This window comes from Cellulosimicrobium sp. CpK407, from assembly GCF_051844275.1.
Lineage (GTDB): Bacteria > Actinomycetota > Actinomycetes > Actinomycetales > Cellulomonadaceae > Cellulosimicrobium > Cellulosimicrobium cellulans_G.
In genome coordinates, this window is the sequence record NZ_JBGNYC010000003.1 from 145,523 (window position 1) to 162,684 (window position 17,162).

The following is a 17,162-nucleotide window of genomic DNA, read 5'->3' on the forward strand; positions in this document are numbered from 1 at the left end:
ACCCGGTCATGCGTGGACGAGCGCGCCCAGGACCGACGTGAAGAAGCCGAGCCCGTCGGTGCCGGCACGGGGGCCGGCCTCGTTCGCGGGCCCGAAGCCCGCCTCGACGGCGTGCTCGGGGTGCGGCATGAGGCCGACGACGTTGCCCGCGGCGTTGGTGATGCCGGCGATGCCGCGGCGCGAGCCGTTCGGGTTCCAGCCGTCGTAGCGGAAGACGACGCGACCCTCGGCCTCGAGCTCGTCGAGCGTGCGGTCGTCCGCGACGAACTGCCCGTCCTGGTTCTTCAGCGGGACCGTGATGCGCTGGCCGACCGTGTAGTCGCGCGTCCAGGCCGTCTCGGCGTTCTCGACCACGAGGACCTGCTCGCGGCAGATGAAGTGCAGGTGGTCGTTCTTGACCATCGAGCCGGGCAGCAGGTGGGCCTCGGTGAGGACCTGGAAGCCGTTGCAGATGCCCAGGACAGGCATGCCGCCCGCCGCCGCGTCGACGATCGACTCCATGACGGGCGCGAAGCGGCTGATCGCGCCCGCGCGCAGGTAGTCGCCGTAGGAGAAGCCACCGGGCAGGACGACCGCGTCGACGCCGTGCAGGTCGGCGTCCGCGTGCCACAGCGACACGGCCTCGCCGCCCGCGAGACGCACCGCGCGCGCCGCGTCGCGGTCGTCGAGCGTGCCGGGGAAGGTGACGACGCCGATCCGCGCCGTCGCGAGCGTCGCGCCGCTCATCAGGCGAGCCCCTCGGACGTGATCGTCGCGGCGGCGTCGGCCTCGATGTCGGCGACACGCACGACGTCCTCGATCACCGGGTTCGACAGCACCTTGACCGCAGCCTCCTCGGCGGCGGCGAGGATCTCCGGCGTGACCGGGCCGTCGACCTCGAGCTCGAACCGCTTGCCCTGGCGGACGGACGTGAACTGGGTGAAGCCGAGGCGCGGCAGCGCCCCGACGACGGCCTTGCCCTGCGGGTCCAGGATCTCGGGCTTGGGCATGACCTCGACGACGACGCGTCCCACGGGGGCTCCTTGGCGAGAGAGTTCGGGAGGGCCGGGGCTCCGGGATCCCGACCACGTCACGGCCGTCGAGGACGGTCGGTGGGACGGGACGAGCGGGAGCCGACGGCGGGATTCCGCGCCCAGTCTACCGGGCGCACGGGCGACGTCCGGCGGCCGTCCGCACCGTGGCACGACGGCGCTGCCGGGCTCAGGCCCCGGCTGCCCGCGGCGGATCTGCCGGGACGTCCACGGGGATGTTGCCGTCGAGCACGTGCTTGCGCCACGCGCGCGCGACGTGCGAACGGCGGAAGAGGAGCCCTCCGCCGAGGAACGTCCCGCACCACAGGAGGATCAGCCAGAGGTCGGGCCTGGTGACCTCGACGGAGAACAGGAGCTGCGCCAGCACCGGCCAGCCGTAGAAGATCGCGAGAGCGGTCCCGAGCCCCGTCATGGTCACGCGCCAGGGGTAGAGCACGCCGTGGATGTCGTCGGCGACCCACCACCAGTAGCGCACGGGCAGCCGGGCGTCGAACAGCCGGTACAGCAACCAGCGCCCGAGCGGCGGGTGCTCCCGCCGGCGCAGCGCCCAGCCCGCACGCACCAGCCCCCACGCCTCGCGCGCGCCGATGCCGTGCGGCGCCCCGGCGTCGTCGGATGCGGGCGCGAGGTCGAGCAGGACCGCGAGCGCCTCGTCGCCGTGGAGGCGACGCCAGCGCGGCGGGTAGGCGCGGAGCCAGAACCGGGCGGACCGCTCGTACCGGTCCGCGCCGCCCGCGCTCACGCGCCGCTCCCCGCGAGGCCGTCGGCGGCACCCGCCGGGCCGTGGCGTTCCAGGGACCGCCGCGCGCGCTCGGCGAGCTCGGCGAGGCGGAGGGTCTCCGTCCGGGCCGCGCGGCGCCCGTCGTCGGTGGCGCGGTAGTAGCGCCGGAGGCGGCCGTCGACGACCTCTTCGCCGGTCGGCTCGACGAGCCCGGCCGCCACGAGCCGGTCGAGGTTGCCGTAGAGGGTGCCGGCCCCGAGCCGGGTGCGGCCGTCGGACAGCTCGCGCACGGCCTGGATCACCGCGTACCCGTGCCGCGGCTCCGCGCTGAGGGAGAGCAGCACGAGGTACGCCTGCTCGGTCATGCGGAACGCGGGAGGGCTCGGTGCCATGAACGATATATATCGGATGACGACCCATAGAGCCAGCCCTCGACGCGTGTCGGAGGATGCCGCTAGAGTCGAACACGTGTTCGAGACGCACGCTCGGGCACGGTGCGAGGGCGGGGTCCTGCCCCTTCCCCGCCCTCGCACGAACCACGGCTCGACGACGCAGGGAGGTCCGCGTGGCAGCACCGCTCGCACTCGCCCCGGCCATGGAGCGCGGCAGGGCACGACCGTCGCCGCGGACCGTCGCGCGCGTCCTCGCGCGCGACGAGACCTGCGTCTTCCCTGGCTGCCGCGTCCCGGCGTTCCGTTGCGACCTCGACCACGTCGTGGCACCGCGGCCGGGCGCGGACGACGCCGCCGCGGCCGCCGCGCAGGAGGCCGACAACCTCGTCGCGCTCTGCCGGCACCACCGCGTCGTCCGTGCCCGCGACGGCTGGCGGCCCGCCCTGCTCGCCGAGGGCGCGGTCCGGTGGACCGCGCCGAGCGGGCACACCTACGTGCGCCCGGGCGCGGCCCGGACCGCCTGACGGCTCAGCCGAGCGTCGAGCCCGTGAGCCGCTCGTACGCCTCGAGGTACCGGGCGCGGGTGCGCGCGACGACCTCTGCGGGGATCGAGGGCGGCGGGGTGTCGGACGCGCGGTCCCACCCGGACGCGGGCGACACGAGCCAGTCGCGGACGAACTGCTTGTCGTAGCTCGGCTGCGCGCGCCCCGGCTCCCACTGGTCCGCGGGCCAGAACCGCGACGAGTCGGGCGTGAGCACCTCGTCGCCGAGGACGGTCCGGCCGGTGGTCGGGTCCACGCCGAACTCGAGCTTGGTGTCCGCGAGGATCACGCCGCGCTCGCGCGCGATCTGCTCGGCGCGCGCGTAGACGGCGAGCGTGAGCTCCCGCAGGCGCGTGGCGTCGTCGAGGCCGATCTGCTCCGCGACGACGTCGAAGGAGACGTTCTCGTCGTGCTCGCCCACGGCAGCCTTGGTCGCGGGCGTGAAGATCGGCTCGGGCAGGCGCGAGCCGTCGACCAGCCCGGCGGGCAGCGGCACGCCGCAGACCTCTCCCCCGGCGCGGTACTCGACGAGCCCGGAGCCGGTGAGGTAGCCGCGCGCCACGCACTCGACGGGGAACATGTCGAGGCGGCGACAGATCATCGCGCGGCCGGCGACGACGTCGGGCACGAGGCCGTCGCCCGGCTCCGACGACACCTCGGTCGACACCACGTGGTTCGGCACGAGGTCGGCGAGCTGCTCGAACCACCACAGGCTGAGCTGCGTGAGCACGACGCCCTTGTCGGGGATCCCGGGCGACAGCACGTGGTCGTACGCGCTGACCCGGTCGCTCGCGACGACGAGGACGACGTCGCCGAGCGGGTGCACGCCGCCGACGGCGGGCAGGTCCGGTGCGTAGAGGTCCCGCACCTTGCCGGAGTACACGTGCGTCCAGCCGGGCAGGTCGAGCGCCGCGGTGTCGAGGGCGTCCACCTCGCCGAGCGAGAGGGCCGAGGCAGGATCCTGAGGGGTGTCGGTCACGGCCCCTAGTCTCGCACCGCCCTCCACCGGCGCGGCACCGTGTCCGACGACAGGTCGCCCTCCCCGCCCACCACCGAGAGGCGGCCCGGCCCGGCGTCCCGTCGGGCGCCGGGCCGACCGCACCCGACAGCACGGGACGAGGACCGCCGCCGAGCCCGGACGCGACGAACGTCGCGGAAGTCGCTACTGTGCCCTCAGGACGGTCGTGGGAGCGCTCCCTCACCGTCGGGGGCACGCATCGGAGCGACCCCCTCGGGGGCGCCTGCACCGCCGTCCCGGCCCTGCCGACGACGGCAGGGCGACATCCGCACCGAGGAGGCAACGATGCACCACGGCACGATGCACCATCGCCTGACAGCGCTAGCAACCGGGATCGGGGTGGTCGTCGCGAGCGTCGGGCTCGCGACGGCCGCGAGCGCGAGCGCACCCGCCGGCACCCCGACGTCCGCCGGGAGCGCGGCGCCCGCGCTGCTCGCCGGGCCCGTCCCGAGTCCGGACGACCTGTCCCCCGGCCAGCTCCACGCGCTCGAGCGCGACCTGGGCCTCGACGCGGCCGGCGTCGCCGACCGGCTCGCGCTCGACGCCGCGACAGGCGCCGTCGAGCAGTCGCTGAGCGGCGGTCTGGGCGCGGCGTACGCCGGCACGTGGGTCGACGCCGACGCCGCGACGCCCGTCGTCGCCGTCACGGACCCCTCCGCCGTCCCGGAGGTCGAGGCGGCCGGCGCCGAGGCCGTCGTCGTCGAGCACAGCCTCGCCGACCTGGACGCGCTCGCCGCGGACCTCGACCGTGCGGCGACGCCCGACGCCGTCCAGGCCTGGTACGTGGACGTGACGACGAACGAGGTCGTGGTCGAGTCGCTCGACGCCGGCGCGGCCGAGGCGTTCGTCGCCGCGTCGGGGGTCGACCCGTCGGCCGTACGGACCGAGGTCGTCGACGCACCGTACGAGCTCGCGGCCGACGTGCGCGGCGGCGACCGGTACATCACGCGGGACCCCGGGGCGTCGTCGGGCTCGGCCTGCTCGATCGGCTTCGCCGTCCAGGGCGGCTTCGTCACGGCCGGGCACTGCGGCGCCGCCGGCAAGGAGGTGCTCACGGCGAGCTGGGCGCGCATGGGCACGGTCCAGGCGGCGTCGTTCCCCGGCCACGACTACGCCTGGGTGCGCGTCGACGCCGGGTTCACCCCCGTCCCCCGCGTGAACAACTACGCGGGCGGCACGGTCGACGTCGCCGGGTCCGCCGAGGCGCCCGTGGGCGCGTCCGTCTGCCGGTCCGGCGCGACGACGGGCTGGCGCTGCGGCGTCATCGAGCAGAAGAACATCACCGTGAACTACGGCAACGGCGACATCCCCGGGCTCGTGCGCGGCTCCGCGTGCGCCGAGGGCGGCGACTCCGGCGGCTCCGTGATCTCGGGCAACCAGGCGCAGGGCGTCACGTCGGGCCGCATCAACGACTGCTCGAACGGCGGCAAGTTCATCTACCAGCCCGTGAACCCGATCCTCTCGGCGTACGGGCTGTCCCTCGTCACCACGGGCGGCGGCTCGGGCAGCGCGCTCGTCGGGCTCGCGGGCAAGTGCATCGACGTCCCGAGCTCGGACTTCAGCGACGGCAAGCGGCTCCAGCTCTGGACCTGCAACGGGACGAGCGCGCAGCGCTGGAGGTTCGAGCCCGACGGCACGGTCCGCGCGGGTGGCAAGTGCATGGACGTGGCCTGGGCCGCCACGGCCGACGGGACCGCCGTGCAGCTCGCGAACTGCAGCGGCAACCCCGCCCAGCAGTTCGTCCTGAGCGGCGCGGGCGACCTCGTGTCCGTCCTCGCGAACAAGTGCGTGGACGTCCCGAGCAGCAACAGCACCGACGGGACGAAGCTCCAGATCTGGACGTGCAACGGCACCGCGGCCCAGAAGTGGCACCGAGCCTGACAGGACCCACCCCCAGGGCGCCGAACACGACATGGCGGTCGTTATCAGCGTGAAAGCGACCGCCATGTCGTGTTCAACGGCGGGAGAGGTCGTGCTCGACGGGCGCCCGGGCGCGTCAGGGTCGGCGGGCGGCCCGACGGCGGGCGTCAGCCCGCGAGGTTGACCTCGCCCGCGGCGGCCTTCGCCGCGATGTCCGTGCGGTGGTGCGAGCCCGGGAGCACGATGCGGTCGACCGCGGCGTACGCCCGACGGCGCGCCTCGGCCAGGTCGGCGCCGCGCGCCACGACCGACAGCACGCGGCCGCCCGCGGCGACCAGGCCGCCGTCGTCCCCGCGCGACGTCCCCGCGTGGAGCACGTGCACGCCCTCGACGGCCTCCGCCGCGTCGATGCCCGTGATCGGGTCGCCTCCGCGCACGGCGCCCGGGTAGCCGTGCGCCGCGACGACGACGGTGACCGACGCGTCGTCGTGCCAGCGCAGCGGGCCGACCTCGGCGAGGCGTCCCTGCGCCGCCGCGAGCATCACGGCGGACAGCGGCGTCGCGAGGCGCGTGAGCACGGACTGCGTCTCCGGGTCTCCGAACCGCGCGTTGAACTCGACGACGCGCGTGCCGCGGCTCGTCAGCGCGAGCCCCACGTACAGGACGCCGACGAACGGGGTGCCGCGGCGCGCCATCTCATCGATCGTCGGCTGCGCGACGCGCGTGACGACCTCGTCGACGAGGCCCTCCGGCGCCCAGGGGAGCGGGCTGTAGGCGCCCATGCCGCCCGTGTTGGGACCGGCGTCGGCGTCGAACGCGCGCTTGAAGTCCTGGGCCGGCGCGAGCGAGACGACGGTCGCGCCGTCGCTCACGCAGAAGAGCGAGACCTCCGGGCCGTCGAGGTACTCCTCGACGACGACGCGCGGGTCCTCGGGCGTGCCGTCGGCGGCGCGGCGCGGGGTCGCGAAGCACGCCGCGGCGTGCTCGAGCGCGGCCTGCCGGTCCTCCGTGACGACGACGCCCTTGCCCGCGGCGAGGCCGTCGTCCTTGATGACGTAGGGGGCGCCGAACGCGTCGACCGCGGCCGCGACCTGGTCGACGTCGGTGCAGACGTGCGCGAGCGCCGTCGGGACGGACGCCGCCGCCATGACGTCCTTGGCGAACGCCTTGGAGCCCTCGAGCCGCGCCGCCTCGGCGCTGGGCCCGAACACCGGGATCCCCGCCTCGCGCACCGCGTCCCCGACGCCCGCGACGAGCGGCGCCTCCGGGCCGACGACGACGAGGTCGACGCCCAGGCCGGTCGCGAGCGCGGCCACCGCGGCGCCGTCGTTCTGGTCGACCGCGTGCAGCGTCGCGAGGTCCCCGATGCCGGGGTTCCCGGGGGCGGCGTGCAGCTCGTGCGGCTCGGCGCCCGGGCGGTCGGCCTCGTGCGCGAGGGCGTGGACGATGGCGTGCTCGCGGGCACCGGTCCCGACGACGAGGATCTTCACGGGCGCCGAGTCTACCGAGACGGCCCGGACACCCCGCGGGGCGTCCGGGCCGTGGTCGGCGTCCGTCGTCGGCTCGGCGACGAGGCGTCAGTGGATGAGGTCGTGGCGCGGGATGATCGCGTCGCGGCTCGGGCCGACGCCGATCGCGGAGATCCGGGTGCCGGACATCTCCTCGAGCGCGAGCACGTAGCGCTGCGCGTTCGTCGGCAGGTCCTCGAACGTGCGGGCGCCGGAGATGTCCTCCCACCAGCCGTCGAGCTCCTCGTAGATCGGCTTCGCGTGGTGGAACGCGGTCTGGTCGAGCGGCATCTCGTCGTACCGGACGCCGTCCACGTCGTACGCGACGCACACCGGCACCTTCTCGAACCCGGTGAGGATGTCGAGCTTGGTGAGCACCATGTCGGTGATGCCGTTGACGCGGGTCGCGTAGCGCGCGATCACCGAGTCGTACCAGCCGCAGCGGCGCGCTCGGCCCGTCGTGACGCCGTACTCGCCGCCCTGCTTGAGCAGGTACTCGCCGTTCGCGTCGAACAGCTCGGTGGGGAACGGGCCCTCGCCCACGCGGGTCGTGTACGCCTTGATGACGCCGATCACGGAGCTGATGCGCGTCGGCCCGACGCCCGAGCCCGTGAGCGCGCCGCCCGCGGTCGCGTTGGACGACGTGACGAACGGGTACGTCCCGTGGTCGACGTCGAGCATCGTGGCCTGCCCGCCCTCGAAGAGGACGTTCTTGCCCGTGTCGAGCGCCTTGTTCAGCTCGAGCGCCGTGTCCGCGACCATCGGCTTGAGCCGGTCGGCGTACTGCAGCAGCTCGGCCACGGTCTCGTCGACCGTGATGGCGCGACGGTTGTAGACCTTCACCAGCAGGTGGTTCTTCTGGTCGAGTGAGCCCTCGATCTTCTCCGCGAGGATCTTCTCGTCGAACAGGTCCCAGATGCGGATCCCGACGCGGTTGATCTTGTCCGCGTACGCCGGGCCGATCCCGCGGCCGGTCGTGCCGATGCGGCGCTTGCCGAGGAACCGCTCGCTCACCTTGTCGATCGTGCGGTGGTAGCCCGCGATGACGTGCGCCGAGCCCGAGACGAGCAGGCGCGAGACGTCCACGCCGCGCGAGATGAGGTCGTCGAGCTCCTGGAACAGCACCTCGATGTCCACGACGACGCCGTTCGCGATGACCGGCGTGACCCCCGGGGACAGGATGCCCGACGGCAGCAGGTGGAGCGCGTACTTCTCGTCCCCGATGACGACCGTGTGGCCGGCGTTGTTGCCGCCGTTGAACTTGACCACGTAGTCGACCCGGGAGCCGAGGAGGTCGGTCGCCTTGCCCTTGCCCTCATCGCCCCACTGGGCACCGACGAGCACCACGCCTGGCATGGAATCCCCACTTTCGCACTGCCTGTTCCTCGGGCCGGTCATGGTCGTGGGCGCACCGGCGTCCGGAGCGGAGCGGGCAGGTCGTGCCCGACGGCGCTGGGCCCGCGGGCCCGAGGCGTCACCCGGGCGGCAGTCACCCGGGGACCGGCGCCGAGTTTACCGGCCATTGACCTTTCGGGCGTCCGTCGTCCACGGCGCGTCCGCCGAGCCCGTGATCGCTCCTCATCGTGCGGCCCGCGTGGGGAGCGACCCCGGGTTCGGCACGTTCCGGTGCCGGGCGCATCCCGGGCGGGCAGAATGGCTCCATGAGCGACACGCACGCGAACCTCCTCGACGGCCCCGCGCCGGTCCGCCTCCCCGACGACTTCGCGCACGTCCGCGACGCCATCGCCGCCGACGGCGACCCGTACGAGATCGCGGCCCGCACCCCGGCGAGCTCGCTCGCGTGGGCGTACCTCGCCGAGGACTTCCTCCACGAGAACGGGTCCCGCGGCGCCGTGACGGCCTACGCGTTCGCGCGCACCGGGTACCACCGGGGCCTCGACTCCCTGCGCCGGGCCGGCTGGCGGGGTCAGGGACCGATCCCCGCCGACCACGTCCCGAACCAGGGCTTCCTGCGGGCGCTGCTCGCGCTCGCGGAGTGCGCGGCGTACATCGGCGAGGTCGAGGAGGCCGAGCGCTGCGAGCAGTTCCTGCGCGACTCCGGCACGTCGGCCGACGAGGTCCGCGCGCTGCGCTGACGGCCCGGGTCGCGCGACCGCCGTGCAGGGGCGGTGGGCGCGCGACCCACCCGGGCGACGATTAGAGTCGACGACATGATCGAGATCGCCACCTCCCCCGCGACGACGACTCTCGTCATCGCCGGAGACCTCGATCTCGCCGAGCGCGACCAGTTCCCGGAGATCGCGGCCCGCGTCGTCGGGCTGCGCCGTCAGCTCCTCGTGATCGACATGTGCCGCGTGACGTTCATGGACTCCACCGGCGCCGCGTTCCTCATCTCCCTCGCGGACTCGGGGCGCAAGCGCGGCGGCGCCACGGTGCTGCGCGGCTGCGACGACCGCGACCTGTTCGTGCTGGAGGTGTGCGGGGCGCTCGAGCTCTTCCGCATCGACTCCGACCACCGCTGCGAGCCCGCGACGCCGCCGTCCGGCTTCGCGAAGGTCGAGCCCCCGGCCTGACGGTCGGGTCTCGTCGGCGACGACCGGCTACCGCCCGGAGGGCCGCAGCGTCGCCCAGACGAGCTTGCCGGACGCCGTCGGGCGCCAGCCCCAGTCCGCGAGCCGCTCGACGATCTGCATGCCGAACCCGCCCATGCGGTTCGGGTGCCCGTCCGTCGGGACGGGCGGCGCCGGGTTGGAGTCCTCCACCTCGACGCGGATGCCGTCGCCCGTGTCGAAGAGGCGCAGCGCGAGGTGCCCCCAGCCGTGCAGGACGCCGTTCGCCACCAGCTCTGAGACGACGAGCTCCGCGTTCGCGCTGTCGCGCACGCCCCACGCCTGGCACGTGCGCACGACGGCGTGCCGCGCGCGCCCGATCGACGCGGGCTCGCTCGGCAGGAGCCAGCGGCGGCTGCGCGGGCTCAGCACGACGGCCGACGCGTCGTGCACCGGGTCGGGGATGCGCACCACGACGAGCGCGACGTCGTCCTCGGGGGCGTCCGCGAGGCGGGACAGCAGCTCCTCGCCCACGCCCGCGGCGTCGACGGCCGTGACGGCCTCCGACGCGGCGACGAGCGCCTCGAGCCCCACCCGCAGGGCGCGGTCCCGGCGCTCGATGAGCCCGTCGGTGTAGAAGACGAGCGTGTCGCCCGGCGCGAGCGCCGCGACGCCCGTCGACCGGCTCCGGCCGCCGAACCCGACGAGCGCGCCCCCGGCGTCGTCGAGCTGGGTCACCGTGCCGTCGCGCAGCAGGAGCGGGGGCAGGTGCCCGGCGCGCGAGTACTCGATGCGCCACGCGTCCTCGGGCTGCGCGGCGTCCGGCTGCGTGAGCGCCGCGTACACGAGGCTCGCCGAGCGCGGGATGCGCATGCCCTGGACGAGCTGGTCGACGCGCTCGAGCACCGGCCCGGGCGTCGTGAGCTCGTACGCGTACGACCGGACGACCGAGCGGAGCTGGCCCATCGCGGCCGCCGCCTCGACGTCGTGGCCCACGACGTCGCCGATGACGAGCCCGACCACGTCCGGCGCGATCTGCAGGACGTCGTACCAGTCGCCGCCCACCTGGGCGTGCTCGGAGTTGGGCGCGTAGTAGGTCCAGACGTCGAGCCCGGTGACGTCGGCCTGCTCGGGCAGCATCGCCCGCTGCAGCGTCTCGGCGAGGCGGTGCTCGCGCGCGTAGAGCCGCACGTTGTCGATCGCGGTGCCGGCGCGGCGCGCGATGACCTGCAGGAGCGTGCGCACGCCCTCGCGCGCCTCCGTCTCGGTGCCGAGCCCGTGGGGCCCCACGTCGGACGCGTCGCCCGTGACGAGCAGGCCGAGGATGCGGCGTCGCCCCGGGACCGCCGTGACCGTCACGGAGCCCGGACGGTGCGGCAGGCCGGCGAGCCGGTGGTGCAGGTCGCGCTGGAGCCAGCCGGAGGCCGACCACTGCGGGTACGTCGAGGAGAGGTCGAGGGTGACGGGGCCCTCGATGCGCCCGTCCAGGACGTCCTGGACGCGGTCGGGCACGTCCACCAGGCGCACGCGCGGCACCGAGCCGGTGACGGCCGCGGAGTCGCCGAGCGCGTCGGTCGTGTGCAGGCCGGGCGCGACGGGGAACGCGCCGGGCGTGTAGCGGCCGTGGCGCTGACCCCGGCCGCTCGGGGGCGCTGCCGTGTCGACGCCCTCCGCGTACCGGAGCCCGTCGTCGTTGAGGTAGAAGCCGGCCCAGTCGACGACGTACCCCGCGAGGAGCTCGGTGATGTCACGCAGCGCGTACGGCTGGTCGAGGTCGGCGAGGAGGTCCGAGCTGCGGGAGACGACGTCGAGCACGGCCCGCTCGCGCCGCTCCAGCGCGAGGGACGCGACCTGGGCCGCGTACCGCTCGAGGTGCTCGGAGACGTCGACCTGCACCCCGACCCAGTGGGTGACGGTGCCGCCCGGGCCGGCGAGCGGGGCGAGCGAGAGCTGCGTCCACACCGGGGAGCCGTCGCGGCGCAGCGCGCGGACAGTGTGCGTGATCTCGCGCTCCTCCGCGATGGCCGTGCGCAGCTCCTGCGCGTCCACCGGCTCCGACAGGAGGGACTCGAGGACGTGGGGGCTGCGGCCGACGACCTCGGCCGCGGCGAACCCGGTCTGGCGCTCGAACGCGGCGTTCACCCACACGATCGGCATCTCGTCCGAGCGGGGGCCGGTGACGAACATCGCGACGCCGGCGCCCTCCATGGCGCGCGTGCAGAGCTCCTGGACGTGCGCGGGCAGGTCGGTGCCGAGCCCCGGCGAGCTGCCCATCGTCACCTCCGACGGTCCGTGCGTCGATCGTCTGGATCCGGACGCCACGGTCGCGTTACTGTCCCGACTGGACATTCAACCGTAGATTGGTGCTTCCCGAGACCGGAACGGGTCGGGACCACGCAGAGAGGAGCGCCGGTGCGCGAAGGTACACCCTCGGCCGCCGACCGTCCGGTCGGCGTCGCCGGCGACCCCGCCGGGGCGGGCGACCCGGCGAGCGTGCACGTCATCGTGGGGACGACGCGGGCCCGCATCGTCCTCTCGGGCGAGATCGACGCCGACCTCGGCGCCGACCTCCAGGAGGCGACCGCCGCGGCGGAGGACTCCGGGCTCCCCGTCGAGATCGACGCGCACCACGTCACCTTCATGGACTCGTCCGGCGTCGCGTTCCTCGCGCGTCTCGCGTCGCGCGGCCCGCACCGGGTCCGCGTCCTGCGCGCTCCGCCGACGGTCCGGTTCCTCCTCGAGGTGACCCGCATCGGCGAGCTGCTCGACATCGTCGACGTGGACCCCGGCTTCGACCTCGACGAGCCTCCGGGCAACGGCGCGGGCGCCACGGACTGAGGCCGGCGCCACCCTGCCGCACGGGTCACGACCCGGTGTCACCGGAATCCCGCCGGCACGACCCACGACGAAGGCCCCCGGTCCGTACGGACCGGGGGCCTTCGCGCGTCCGGAGCCGGCGCAGCGCCGGCTCTCGGCGCGTCAGCGGATCTTGTTGCCCGCCGAGCGCAGCTGCTGCGACGCCTCGATGATGCGGGCGGCCATGCCGGCCTCGGCCAGCTTGCCCCAGGCGCGCGGGTCGTAGGCCTTCTTGTTGCCGACCTCGCCGTCGACCTTCAGGACGCCGTCGTAGTTCGAGAACATGTGGCCGACGACCGGACGCGTGAACGCGTACTGCGTGTCGGTGTCGATGTTCATCTTGATGACGCCGAAGTCGACCGCGGCCGAGATCTCCTCGGCCGTGGAGCCCGAGCCGCCGTGGAAGACCAGGTCGAACGGGTTCGCCTTGCCGACCTTCGCGCCGACGGCGTCCTGGATCTCCTTGAGGATCTCCGGGCGGAGCTTGACCGCGCCCGGCTTGTACACGCCGTGCACGTTGCCGAACGTGAGGGCCGTCAGGTAGCGGCCCTTCTCGCCCGTGCCGAGCGCCGCGACCGTCGCGAGGCCGTCCTCGACCGTGGTGTAGAGCTTCTCGTTGATCTCGGCCTCGTGGCCGTCCTCCTCGCCGCCGACGACGCCGACCTCGATCTCGAGGATCGTGCGCGCGGCCTGCGAGAGCTCGAGGAGCTCCGCCGCGATCGTGAGGTTCTCGTCCAGCGGGACGTCCGAGCCGTCGTACATGTGCGACTGGAAGGTCGGCAGGCCGCCGTTCTTCACCTGCTCGGCCTCGAGGGCCAGGAGCGGGCGGACCCACGAGTCGAGGTTCTTCTTGACGCAGTGGTCGGTGTGGATCGCGATCTGCACCGGGTAGTTCTTCGCGACCTCGCGCGCGTACGCCGCGAGCGCGAGCGAACCGGCGATGCGGTCCTTGACCGTCGAACCCGAGCCGTACTCGGCGCCGCCCACGGAGACCTGGATGATGCCGTCGGACTCGGCCTCGGCAAAGCCCTGGAGCGCGGCGGTGATGGTCTGCGACGAGGTGATGTTGACGGCCGGGTAGGCGAACGAGCCTGCCTTCGCCCGGTCGATCATCTCGGCGTAGACCTCGGGGGTTGCGATGGGCATGCGGAGCTCCTGTGGAGTCGTGCGGGGTGGACTGTCAGGTCAAAGTCTGGCATGGATGACAGCGCAGGGTCAGGGCCGTTCGACCTGTGGTCGCCGCGTGACCACGGCCCGGCCCTCCGTCGCGCCGTCGCCCGGGGCGAGGTGCTGCGCGGCCCACGCGTGCAGGGCGATCGCGCCCGCCGCCCCGGCGTTGAGGGATCGGGTCGAGCCGTGCTGGGTGATGTGCAGGACGGCACGGCACGCGGCGACCGCCTCGGGCGTCAGCCCGGTCGACTCCTGGCCGAGCAGCAGCACGCACGACGCGGGCAGCGCGCACCCCTCGATCGGGACGGAGCCCGGGAGGTTGTCGACGCCCAGGAGCGGCAGCCCCTCCCCCGCGGCCCAGGTCGCGAGGTCGTCGACGGACGCGTGGTGGTGCACGTGGAGGTAGCGGTCGGTGACCATCGCGCCGCGACGGTTCCACCGGCGCCGCCCGACGACGTGCACGCCCGCCACGTTGAACGCGTTCGCCGTGCGCACGACGGAGCCGATGTTGAGGTCGTGCGCCCAGTTCTCGATCGCGACGTGCAGGGAGCGCGCCGGGTCGCGGCGCGCGTCGAGGTCCGCGACGACCGCCTCGACGGTCCAGTAGCGGTAGGCGTCGACGACGTTGCGCCGGTCGCCGTGCGCGAGCAGCTCGGGGTCGTAGCGCGGGTCGACGCGGGTCGCCCCGGGCGGGCCCTCGGGGTCCGGGACGCGCGGCCACGCGTCCGGCCCGCCGGGCCACGGCCCGACCCCCACCTCCCGCTCCTCGGCGCGCTCGCCGTCGTGCCCGACGGCGGGGCGCGCCCCGGGCAGCACCTCGCGCGGGGCGTCGGACGGCGTCACGCGCGGGACCCGAGCCAGTCGCGGTAGGTGAGCGTCCCGTAGCGGCGCTCGGGCACGAGGTTGCGGCCCGCGCGGAAGAACTCGCCCAGCGGCCCGGGCAGAGGCACCCCGACGACGGGGCGGCGCGAGCCGTGCGCAGCGCGCCACGCGCGGGCCATGTCGCGGGCGTCGAGGACCTCGGGGCCGCCGATCGTCACCGTCGTCGCGTCCGGCCCCGGCCCCGGCACGCCGCCCGCGGGCGGCGTCCCCTCGGCGGCGTCGACGAGCGCCCGCGCGACATCGGCGAGCGCGATGGGCTGGAACCGCACCCCGCGCGGCACGGGCAGGAGACCGAGGCGAGCCCACCGGCCGAGCCGCCCGTCGCGCCCGAGGAAGATCTCGAGGAACTCGTGGAACTGGGTCGCGCGCACGACCGTCGTCGGGACGCCGCCCGACGACAGCACCCGCTCCTGCTCGGCCTTCGCGCGGTAGTACCCGTAGTCCCCCTGGTCGACGTTCACGATGGAGAGCACGACGACGCGGCCCGTCCCGGCGCGGCGCGCCGCCTCCGCCAGGCGGCCCGCCCCGACCGTGAACACCTTCATCGCCCCCGGCGACATCCCGTTGCTCGCGTCGACCACGGCGTCGGTCCCGGCGAGCGCCGCGTCGAGCGCCGCGACGACGGCGCCGTCGGACCCGAGGAGGTCGACGCGGTGGTGCGTCGTGCCCGCGACGCGCGCGTCGTCGTCGGGCGCGTGCCGCGAGAGCACGCGCACCTCGTGGCCGCGCGCGGCGGCCTCCTGCACGACGGCGCGGCCTGCCGCGCCGGTCCCGCCCACCACCGCGATGCTCGCCATGCCGGACATTCTGCCCGGCGCCGGCCCACGACCGGCAGACGGGCCGCGCGGGACCTTCACAGCCGGAGCACACCCGGCGTCGGGGGCGGGTGCCCGGCCCCCACTACGCTGGTGACCCGTGAACACCCTCGCCGAGCTCGCCTCCGCCCTGCCCGGGGCCGCGCACGCCGCGGGCCTCGGCGCCGCCGGACCCGTCGCCGCCCTCGGCCCGGACTGGATGGACCCGATGACGCTCATCGAGCGCTTCGGGGACGCCGCGCTCGTCGGCATCGTGGTCGTGATCTTCATCGAGACGGGCCTGCTGTTCCCGATCCTGCCGGGCGACTCGCTGCTCTTCACCGCGGGCGCGCTCGTCGCGCAGGACTCGCTGCAGATCAGCCTGCCCGTGCTGCTCGCGCTGCTCTTCGCCGCGGCGTTCCTCGGCGACCAGACGGCGTACCTCATCGGACGCACCGTCGGGCCCAAGGTGTTCGACCGCCCGGACTCGCGGTTCTTCAAGCGCAAGTACATCGACCAGACCAACGCCTACTTCGAGAAGTACGGCGGCCGGACGATCGTCATCGCCCGCTTCGTGCCCATCGTGCGCACGTACGCGCCGGTCGCCGCGGGCGTCGGCAAGATGCACTACCGCCACTTCGTGGGGTTCAACGCGCTCGGTGCGCTGCTGTGGGCCGTGGGCCTCACGTGGCTCGGCTACCTGCTGGGGAACATCACGTTCGTCAAGGACAACATCGAGGCGCTCGTCCTGCTCATCGTGTTCCTCTCGGTGGTCCCGATGATCGTGGAGGTCTGGCGCGGGCGCCGCGCCGAGAAGCGCGCCGCGGCGCTCGAGGCGCAGGTCGCGGCCGACGCGGCGGGCACCGACGGCGATCCGGCCGTCACCGAGGGCACGACCGCCGTCGGGCAGGGCGAGAAGGACGGGAAGGACGCCTGAGATGACACGAGAGATCACGAGCTGGCTGACGGACATGGACGGCGTGCTCGTCCACGAGGGGCACGCGATCCCCGGCGCGCCGGAGTTCGTGCGGGCGCTGCGCGACAAGGGCCGCCCGTTCCTCATCCTCACGAACAACTCGATCTTCACGGCGCGCGACCTGCGCGCGCGCCTCGCGACGTCGGGCATCGACGTGCCCGAGGAGTCGATCTGGACGTCGGCGCTGGCCACCGCCCAGTTCCTCAGCGACCAGATCCCGAGCGGCAGCGCGTACGCGGTCGGCGAGGCGGGGCTGACGACGGCGCTCTACGAGGCGGGCTACACGCTCACCGAGTCCGACCCGGACTACGTGGTGCTGGGCGAGACGCGCACGTACTCGTTCGAGGCGATCACCAAGGCGATCCGCCTCATCCTCGGCGGCTCGCGGTTCATCTGCACCAACCCGGACACGACCGGCCCGTCCCAGGAGGGCCCGCTGCCCGCGACGGGCGCGGTCGCGGCGATGATCACGGCCGCGACGGGCCGCAAGCCGTACTTCGTCGGCAAGCCGAACCCGATGATGTTCCGCTCGGCGCTCAACCGCATCGACGCGCACTCGGAGAAGACGGCGATGATCGGCGACCGGATGGACACGGACGTCGTCGCGGGCATCGAGGCCGGGCTGTACACGTACCTCGTCATGACGGGCTCCACGAAGATGTCCGACGTCGACCGGTTCCCGTTCCGCCCGAGCAAGGTCGTCGACTCCGTCGCGGACCTCGTCGACCTGGTCTGACGCCCCCGCTCCCCCGCACGCACGACGGCGCCGCACGGCCAGGATCGCCCCGCCCGTGAGCAGCAGGGTCCCGGCGAGGAGCGCGAGGCTGCCCGCGTCCGTCCCGGTCGAGGCGAGCGCGCCCGAGTACGCGTCGCACTCCACGTCGCCGCCGATCGGGAAGCCG

The 17,162-nt window shown here is 74.2% G+C and carries 18 protein-coding genes; 7 read left to right on the top strand and 11 right to left on the bottom strand.

Features of this window, described 5'->3' with window-relative positions; translation table 11 throughout:
* Positions 1-6: 6 nt before the first annotated feature.
* The 4 genes from purQ to ABWU78_RS02655 form a co-directional block, all read right to left on the bottom strand.
* Positions 7-726 carry a phosphoribosylformylglycinamidine synthase subunit PurQ gene (gene purQ / locus ABWU78_RS02640; protein WP_253055153.1) on the bottom strand — a complete coding sequence of 240 codons (720 nt, stop codon included), beginning with the start codon at positions 724-726 and terminating at the stop codon, positions 7-9.
* Complete coding sequence (purS, locus tag ABWU78_RS02645; RefSeq protein WP_087470936.1) at positions 726-1,013, bottom strand: phosphoribosylformylglycinamidine synthase subunit PurS; 288 nt, start codon at positions 1,011-1,013, stop codon at positions 726-728. Before purS ends, purQ begins: the two co-directional genes overlap by 1 nt.
* Before the next feature lie 187 nt (positions 1,014-1,200).
* Complete coding sequence (locus tag ABWU78_RS02650) at positions 1,201-1,773, bottom strand: hypothetical protein (RefSeq protein ID WP_439157479.1); 573 nt, start codon at positions 1,771-1,773, stop codon at positions 1,201-1,203.
* Positions 1,770-2,144, bottom strand: a complete 375-nt coding sequence (locus ABWU78_RS02655) for a PadR family transcriptional regulator (RefSeq protein WP_253055151.1) — start codon at positions 2,142-2,144, stop codon at positions 1,770-1,772. The genes ABWU78_RS02650 and ABWU78_RS02655 overlap by 4 nt, the downstream gene beginning before the upstream one ends.
* A 173-nt stretch (positions 2,145-2,317) precedes the next feature.
* Here ABWU78_RS02655 and ABWU78_RS02660 point away from each other — a divergent pair, with 173 nt between their 5' ends.
* Positions 2,318-2,668, top strand: coding sequence for an HNH endonuclease signature motif containing protein (locus ABWU78_RS02660; protein WP_439157480.1), 351 nt, complete (start codon positions 2,318-2,320; stop codon positions 2,666-2,668).
* A 4-nt stretch (positions 2,669-2,672) separates the two neighbouring features.
* Here ABWU78_RS02660 and ABWU78_RS02665 read toward each other — a convergent pair whose 3' ends face one another.
* Positions 2,673-3,617 carry a phosphoribosylaminoimidazolesuccinocarboxamide synthase gene (locus tag ABWU78_RS02665; protein ID WP_439157494.1) on the bottom strand — a complete coding sequence of 315 codons (945 nt, stop codon included), beginning with the start codon at positions 3,615-3,617 and terminating at the stop codon, positions 2,673-2,675.
* A 372-nt stretch (positions 3,618-3,989) separates the two neighbouring features.
* Between ABWU78_RS02665 and ABWU78_RS02670 the strand changes: the two genes are divergently transcribed.
* Positions 3,990-5,585, top strand: coding sequence for a ricin-type beta-trefoil lectin domain protein (locus tag ABWU78_RS02670; RefSeq protein WP_439157481.1), 1,596 nt, complete (start codon positions 3,990-3,992; stop codon positions 5,583-5,585).
* Between the two features lie 146 nt (positions 5,586-5,731).
* Here ABWU78_RS02670 and purD read toward each other — a convergent pair whose 3' ends face one another.
* Both purD and ABWU78_RS02680 read right to left on the bottom strand, forming a co-directional pair.
* Entirely contained in the window at positions 5,732-7,054 is a 1,323-nt protein-coding gene (gene purD, locus ABWU78_RS02675) for a phosphoribosylamine--glycine ligase (protein ID WP_439157482.1), read from the bottom strand.
* Between the two features lie 87 nt (positions 7,055-7,141).
* Complete coding sequence (locus tag ABWU78_RS02680; RefSeq protein WP_439157483.1) at positions 7,142-8,428, bottom strand: adenylosuccinate synthase; 1,287 nt, start codon at positions 8,426-8,428, stop codon at positions 7,142-7,144.
* A gap of 305 nt (positions 8,429-8,733) precedes the next feature.
* Between ABWU78_RS02680 and ABWU78_RS02685 the strand changes: the two genes are divergently transcribed.
* Both ABWU78_RS02685 and ABWU78_RS02690 read left to right on the top strand, forming a co-directional pair.
* Positions 8,734-9,168, top strand: coding sequence for a DUF3151 domain-containing protein (locus ABWU78_RS02685; RefSeq protein ID WP_087470930.1), 435 nt, complete (start codon positions 8,734-8,736; stop codon positions 9,166-9,168).
* A gap of 75 nt (positions 9,169-9,243) precedes the next feature.
* Positions 9,244-9,606, top strand: coding sequence for an STAS domain-containing protein (locus ABWU78_RS02690; RefSeq protein WP_047233594.1), 363 nt, complete (start codon positions 9,244-9,246; stop codon positions 9,604-9,606).
* A gap of 27 nt (positions 9,607-9,633) precedes the next feature.
* Here ABWU78_RS02690 and ABWU78_RS02695 read toward each other — a convergent pair whose 3' ends face one another.
* On the bottom strand, positions 9,634-11,856 hold the full coding sequence (locus ABWU78_RS02695) for a SpoIIE family protein phosphatase (RefSeq protein ID WP_439157484.1): 2,223 nt from the start codon (positions 11,854-11,856) through the stop codon (positions 9,634-9,636).
* A 138-nt stretch (positions 11,857-11,994) separates the two neighbouring features.
* Here ABWU78_RS02695 and ABWU78_RS02700 point away from each other — a divergent pair, with 138 nt between their 5' ends.
* On the top strand, positions 11,995-12,420 hold the full coding sequence (locus ABWU78_RS02700; RefSeq protein ID WP_374615326.1) for an STAS domain-containing protein: 426 nt from the start codon (positions 11,995-11,997) through the stop codon (positions 12,418-12,420).
* A gap of 141 nt (positions 12,421-12,561) precedes the next feature.
* Here ABWU78_RS02700 and fbaA read toward each other — a convergent pair whose 3' ends face one another.
* The 3 genes from fbaA to ABWU78_RS02715 all read right to left on the bottom strand — a co-directional run bounded on the left by fbaA (position 12,562) and on the right by ABWU78_RS02715 (position 15,287).
* A complete protein-coding gene (fbaA, locus tag ABWU78_RS02705) occupies positions 12,562-13,584 on the bottom strand; it encodes a class II fructose-bisphosphate aldolase (protein ID WP_253055145.1) in 1,023 nt (340 codons plus the stop codon).
* A 69-nt stretch (positions 13,585-13,653) separates the two neighbouring features.
* Positions 13,654-14,421 (bottom strand): TrmH family RNA methyltransferase, encoded by a 768-nt coding sequence (locus ABWU78_RS02710; protein ID WP_439157495.1) that lies wholly within the window; start codon positions 14,419-14,421, stop codon positions 13,654-13,656.
* 26 nt (positions 14,422-14,447) lie between these two features.
* Positions 14,448-15,287 (bottom strand): SDR family oxidoreductase, encoded by an 840-nt coding sequence (locus ABWU78_RS02715; protein ID WP_439157485.1) that lies wholly within the window; start codon positions 15,285-15,287, stop codon positions 14,448-14,450.
* A gap of 118 nt (positions 15,288-15,405) precedes the next feature.
* On the opposite strand from ABWU78_RS02715, the gene ABWU78_RS02720 reads away from it, so the two are divergent.
* Positions 15,406-16,221, top strand: coding sequence for a VTT domain-containing protein (locus tag ABWU78_RS02720; RefSeq protein ID WP_374615324.1), 816 nt, complete (start codon positions 15,406-15,408; stop codon positions 16,219-16,221).
* Position 16,222: 1 nt separating this feature from the next.
* On the top strand, positions 16,223-16,996 hold the full coding sequence (locus tag ABWU78_RS02725; RefSeq protein WP_047233591.1) for an HAD-IIA family hydrolase: 774 nt from the start codon (positions 16,223-16,225) through the stop codon (positions 16,994-16,996).
* Positions 16,997-17,162 lie beyond the last annotated feature (166 nt).

Excerpts from the sequence above, each read along its gene's own strand:
- purQ (WP_253055153.1), bottom strand. The coding sequence starts at position 726 with ATGAGCGGCGCGACGCTCGCGACGGCGCGGATCGGCGTCGTCACCTTC.
- ABWU78_RS02655 (WP_253055151.1), bottom strand. The coding sequence starts at position 2,144 with ATGGCACCGAGCCCTCCCGCGTTCCGCATGACCGAGCAGGCGTACCTC.
- ABWU78_RS02670 (WP_439157481.1), top strand. The coding sequence starts at position 3,990 with ATGCACCACGGCACGATGCACCATCGCCTGACAGCGCTAGCAACCGGG.
- ABWU78_RS02680 (WP_439157483.1), bottom strand. The coding sequence starts at position 8,428 with ATGCCAGGCGTGGTGCTCGTCGGTGCCCAGTGGGGCGATGAGGGCAAG.
- ABWU78_RS02685 (WP_087470930.1), top strand. The coding sequence starts at position 8,734 with ATGAGCGACACGCACGCGAACCTCCTCGACGGCCCCGCGCCGGTCCGC.
- ABWU78_RS02690 (WP_047233594.1), top strand. The coding sequence starts at position 9,244 with ATGATCGAGATCGCCACCTCCCCCGCGACGACGACTCTCGTCATCGCC.
- ABWU78_RS02695 (WP_439157484.1), bottom strand. The coding sequence starts at position 11,856 with ATGGGCAGCTCGCCGGGGCTCGGCACCGACCTGCCCGCGCACGTCCAG.
- fbaA (WP_253055145.1), bottom strand. The coding sequence starts at position 13,584 with ATGCCCATCGCAACCCCCGAGGTCTACGCCGAGATGATCGACCGGGCG.
- ABWU78_RS02715 (WP_439157485.1), bottom strand. The coding sequence starts at position 15,287 with ATGGCGAGCATCGCGGTGGTGGGCGGGACCGGCGCGGCAGGCCGCGCC.
- ABWU78_RS02725 (WP_047233591.1), top strand. The coding sequence starts at position 16,223 with ATGACACGAGAGATCACGAGCTGGCTGACGGACATGGACGGCGTGCTC.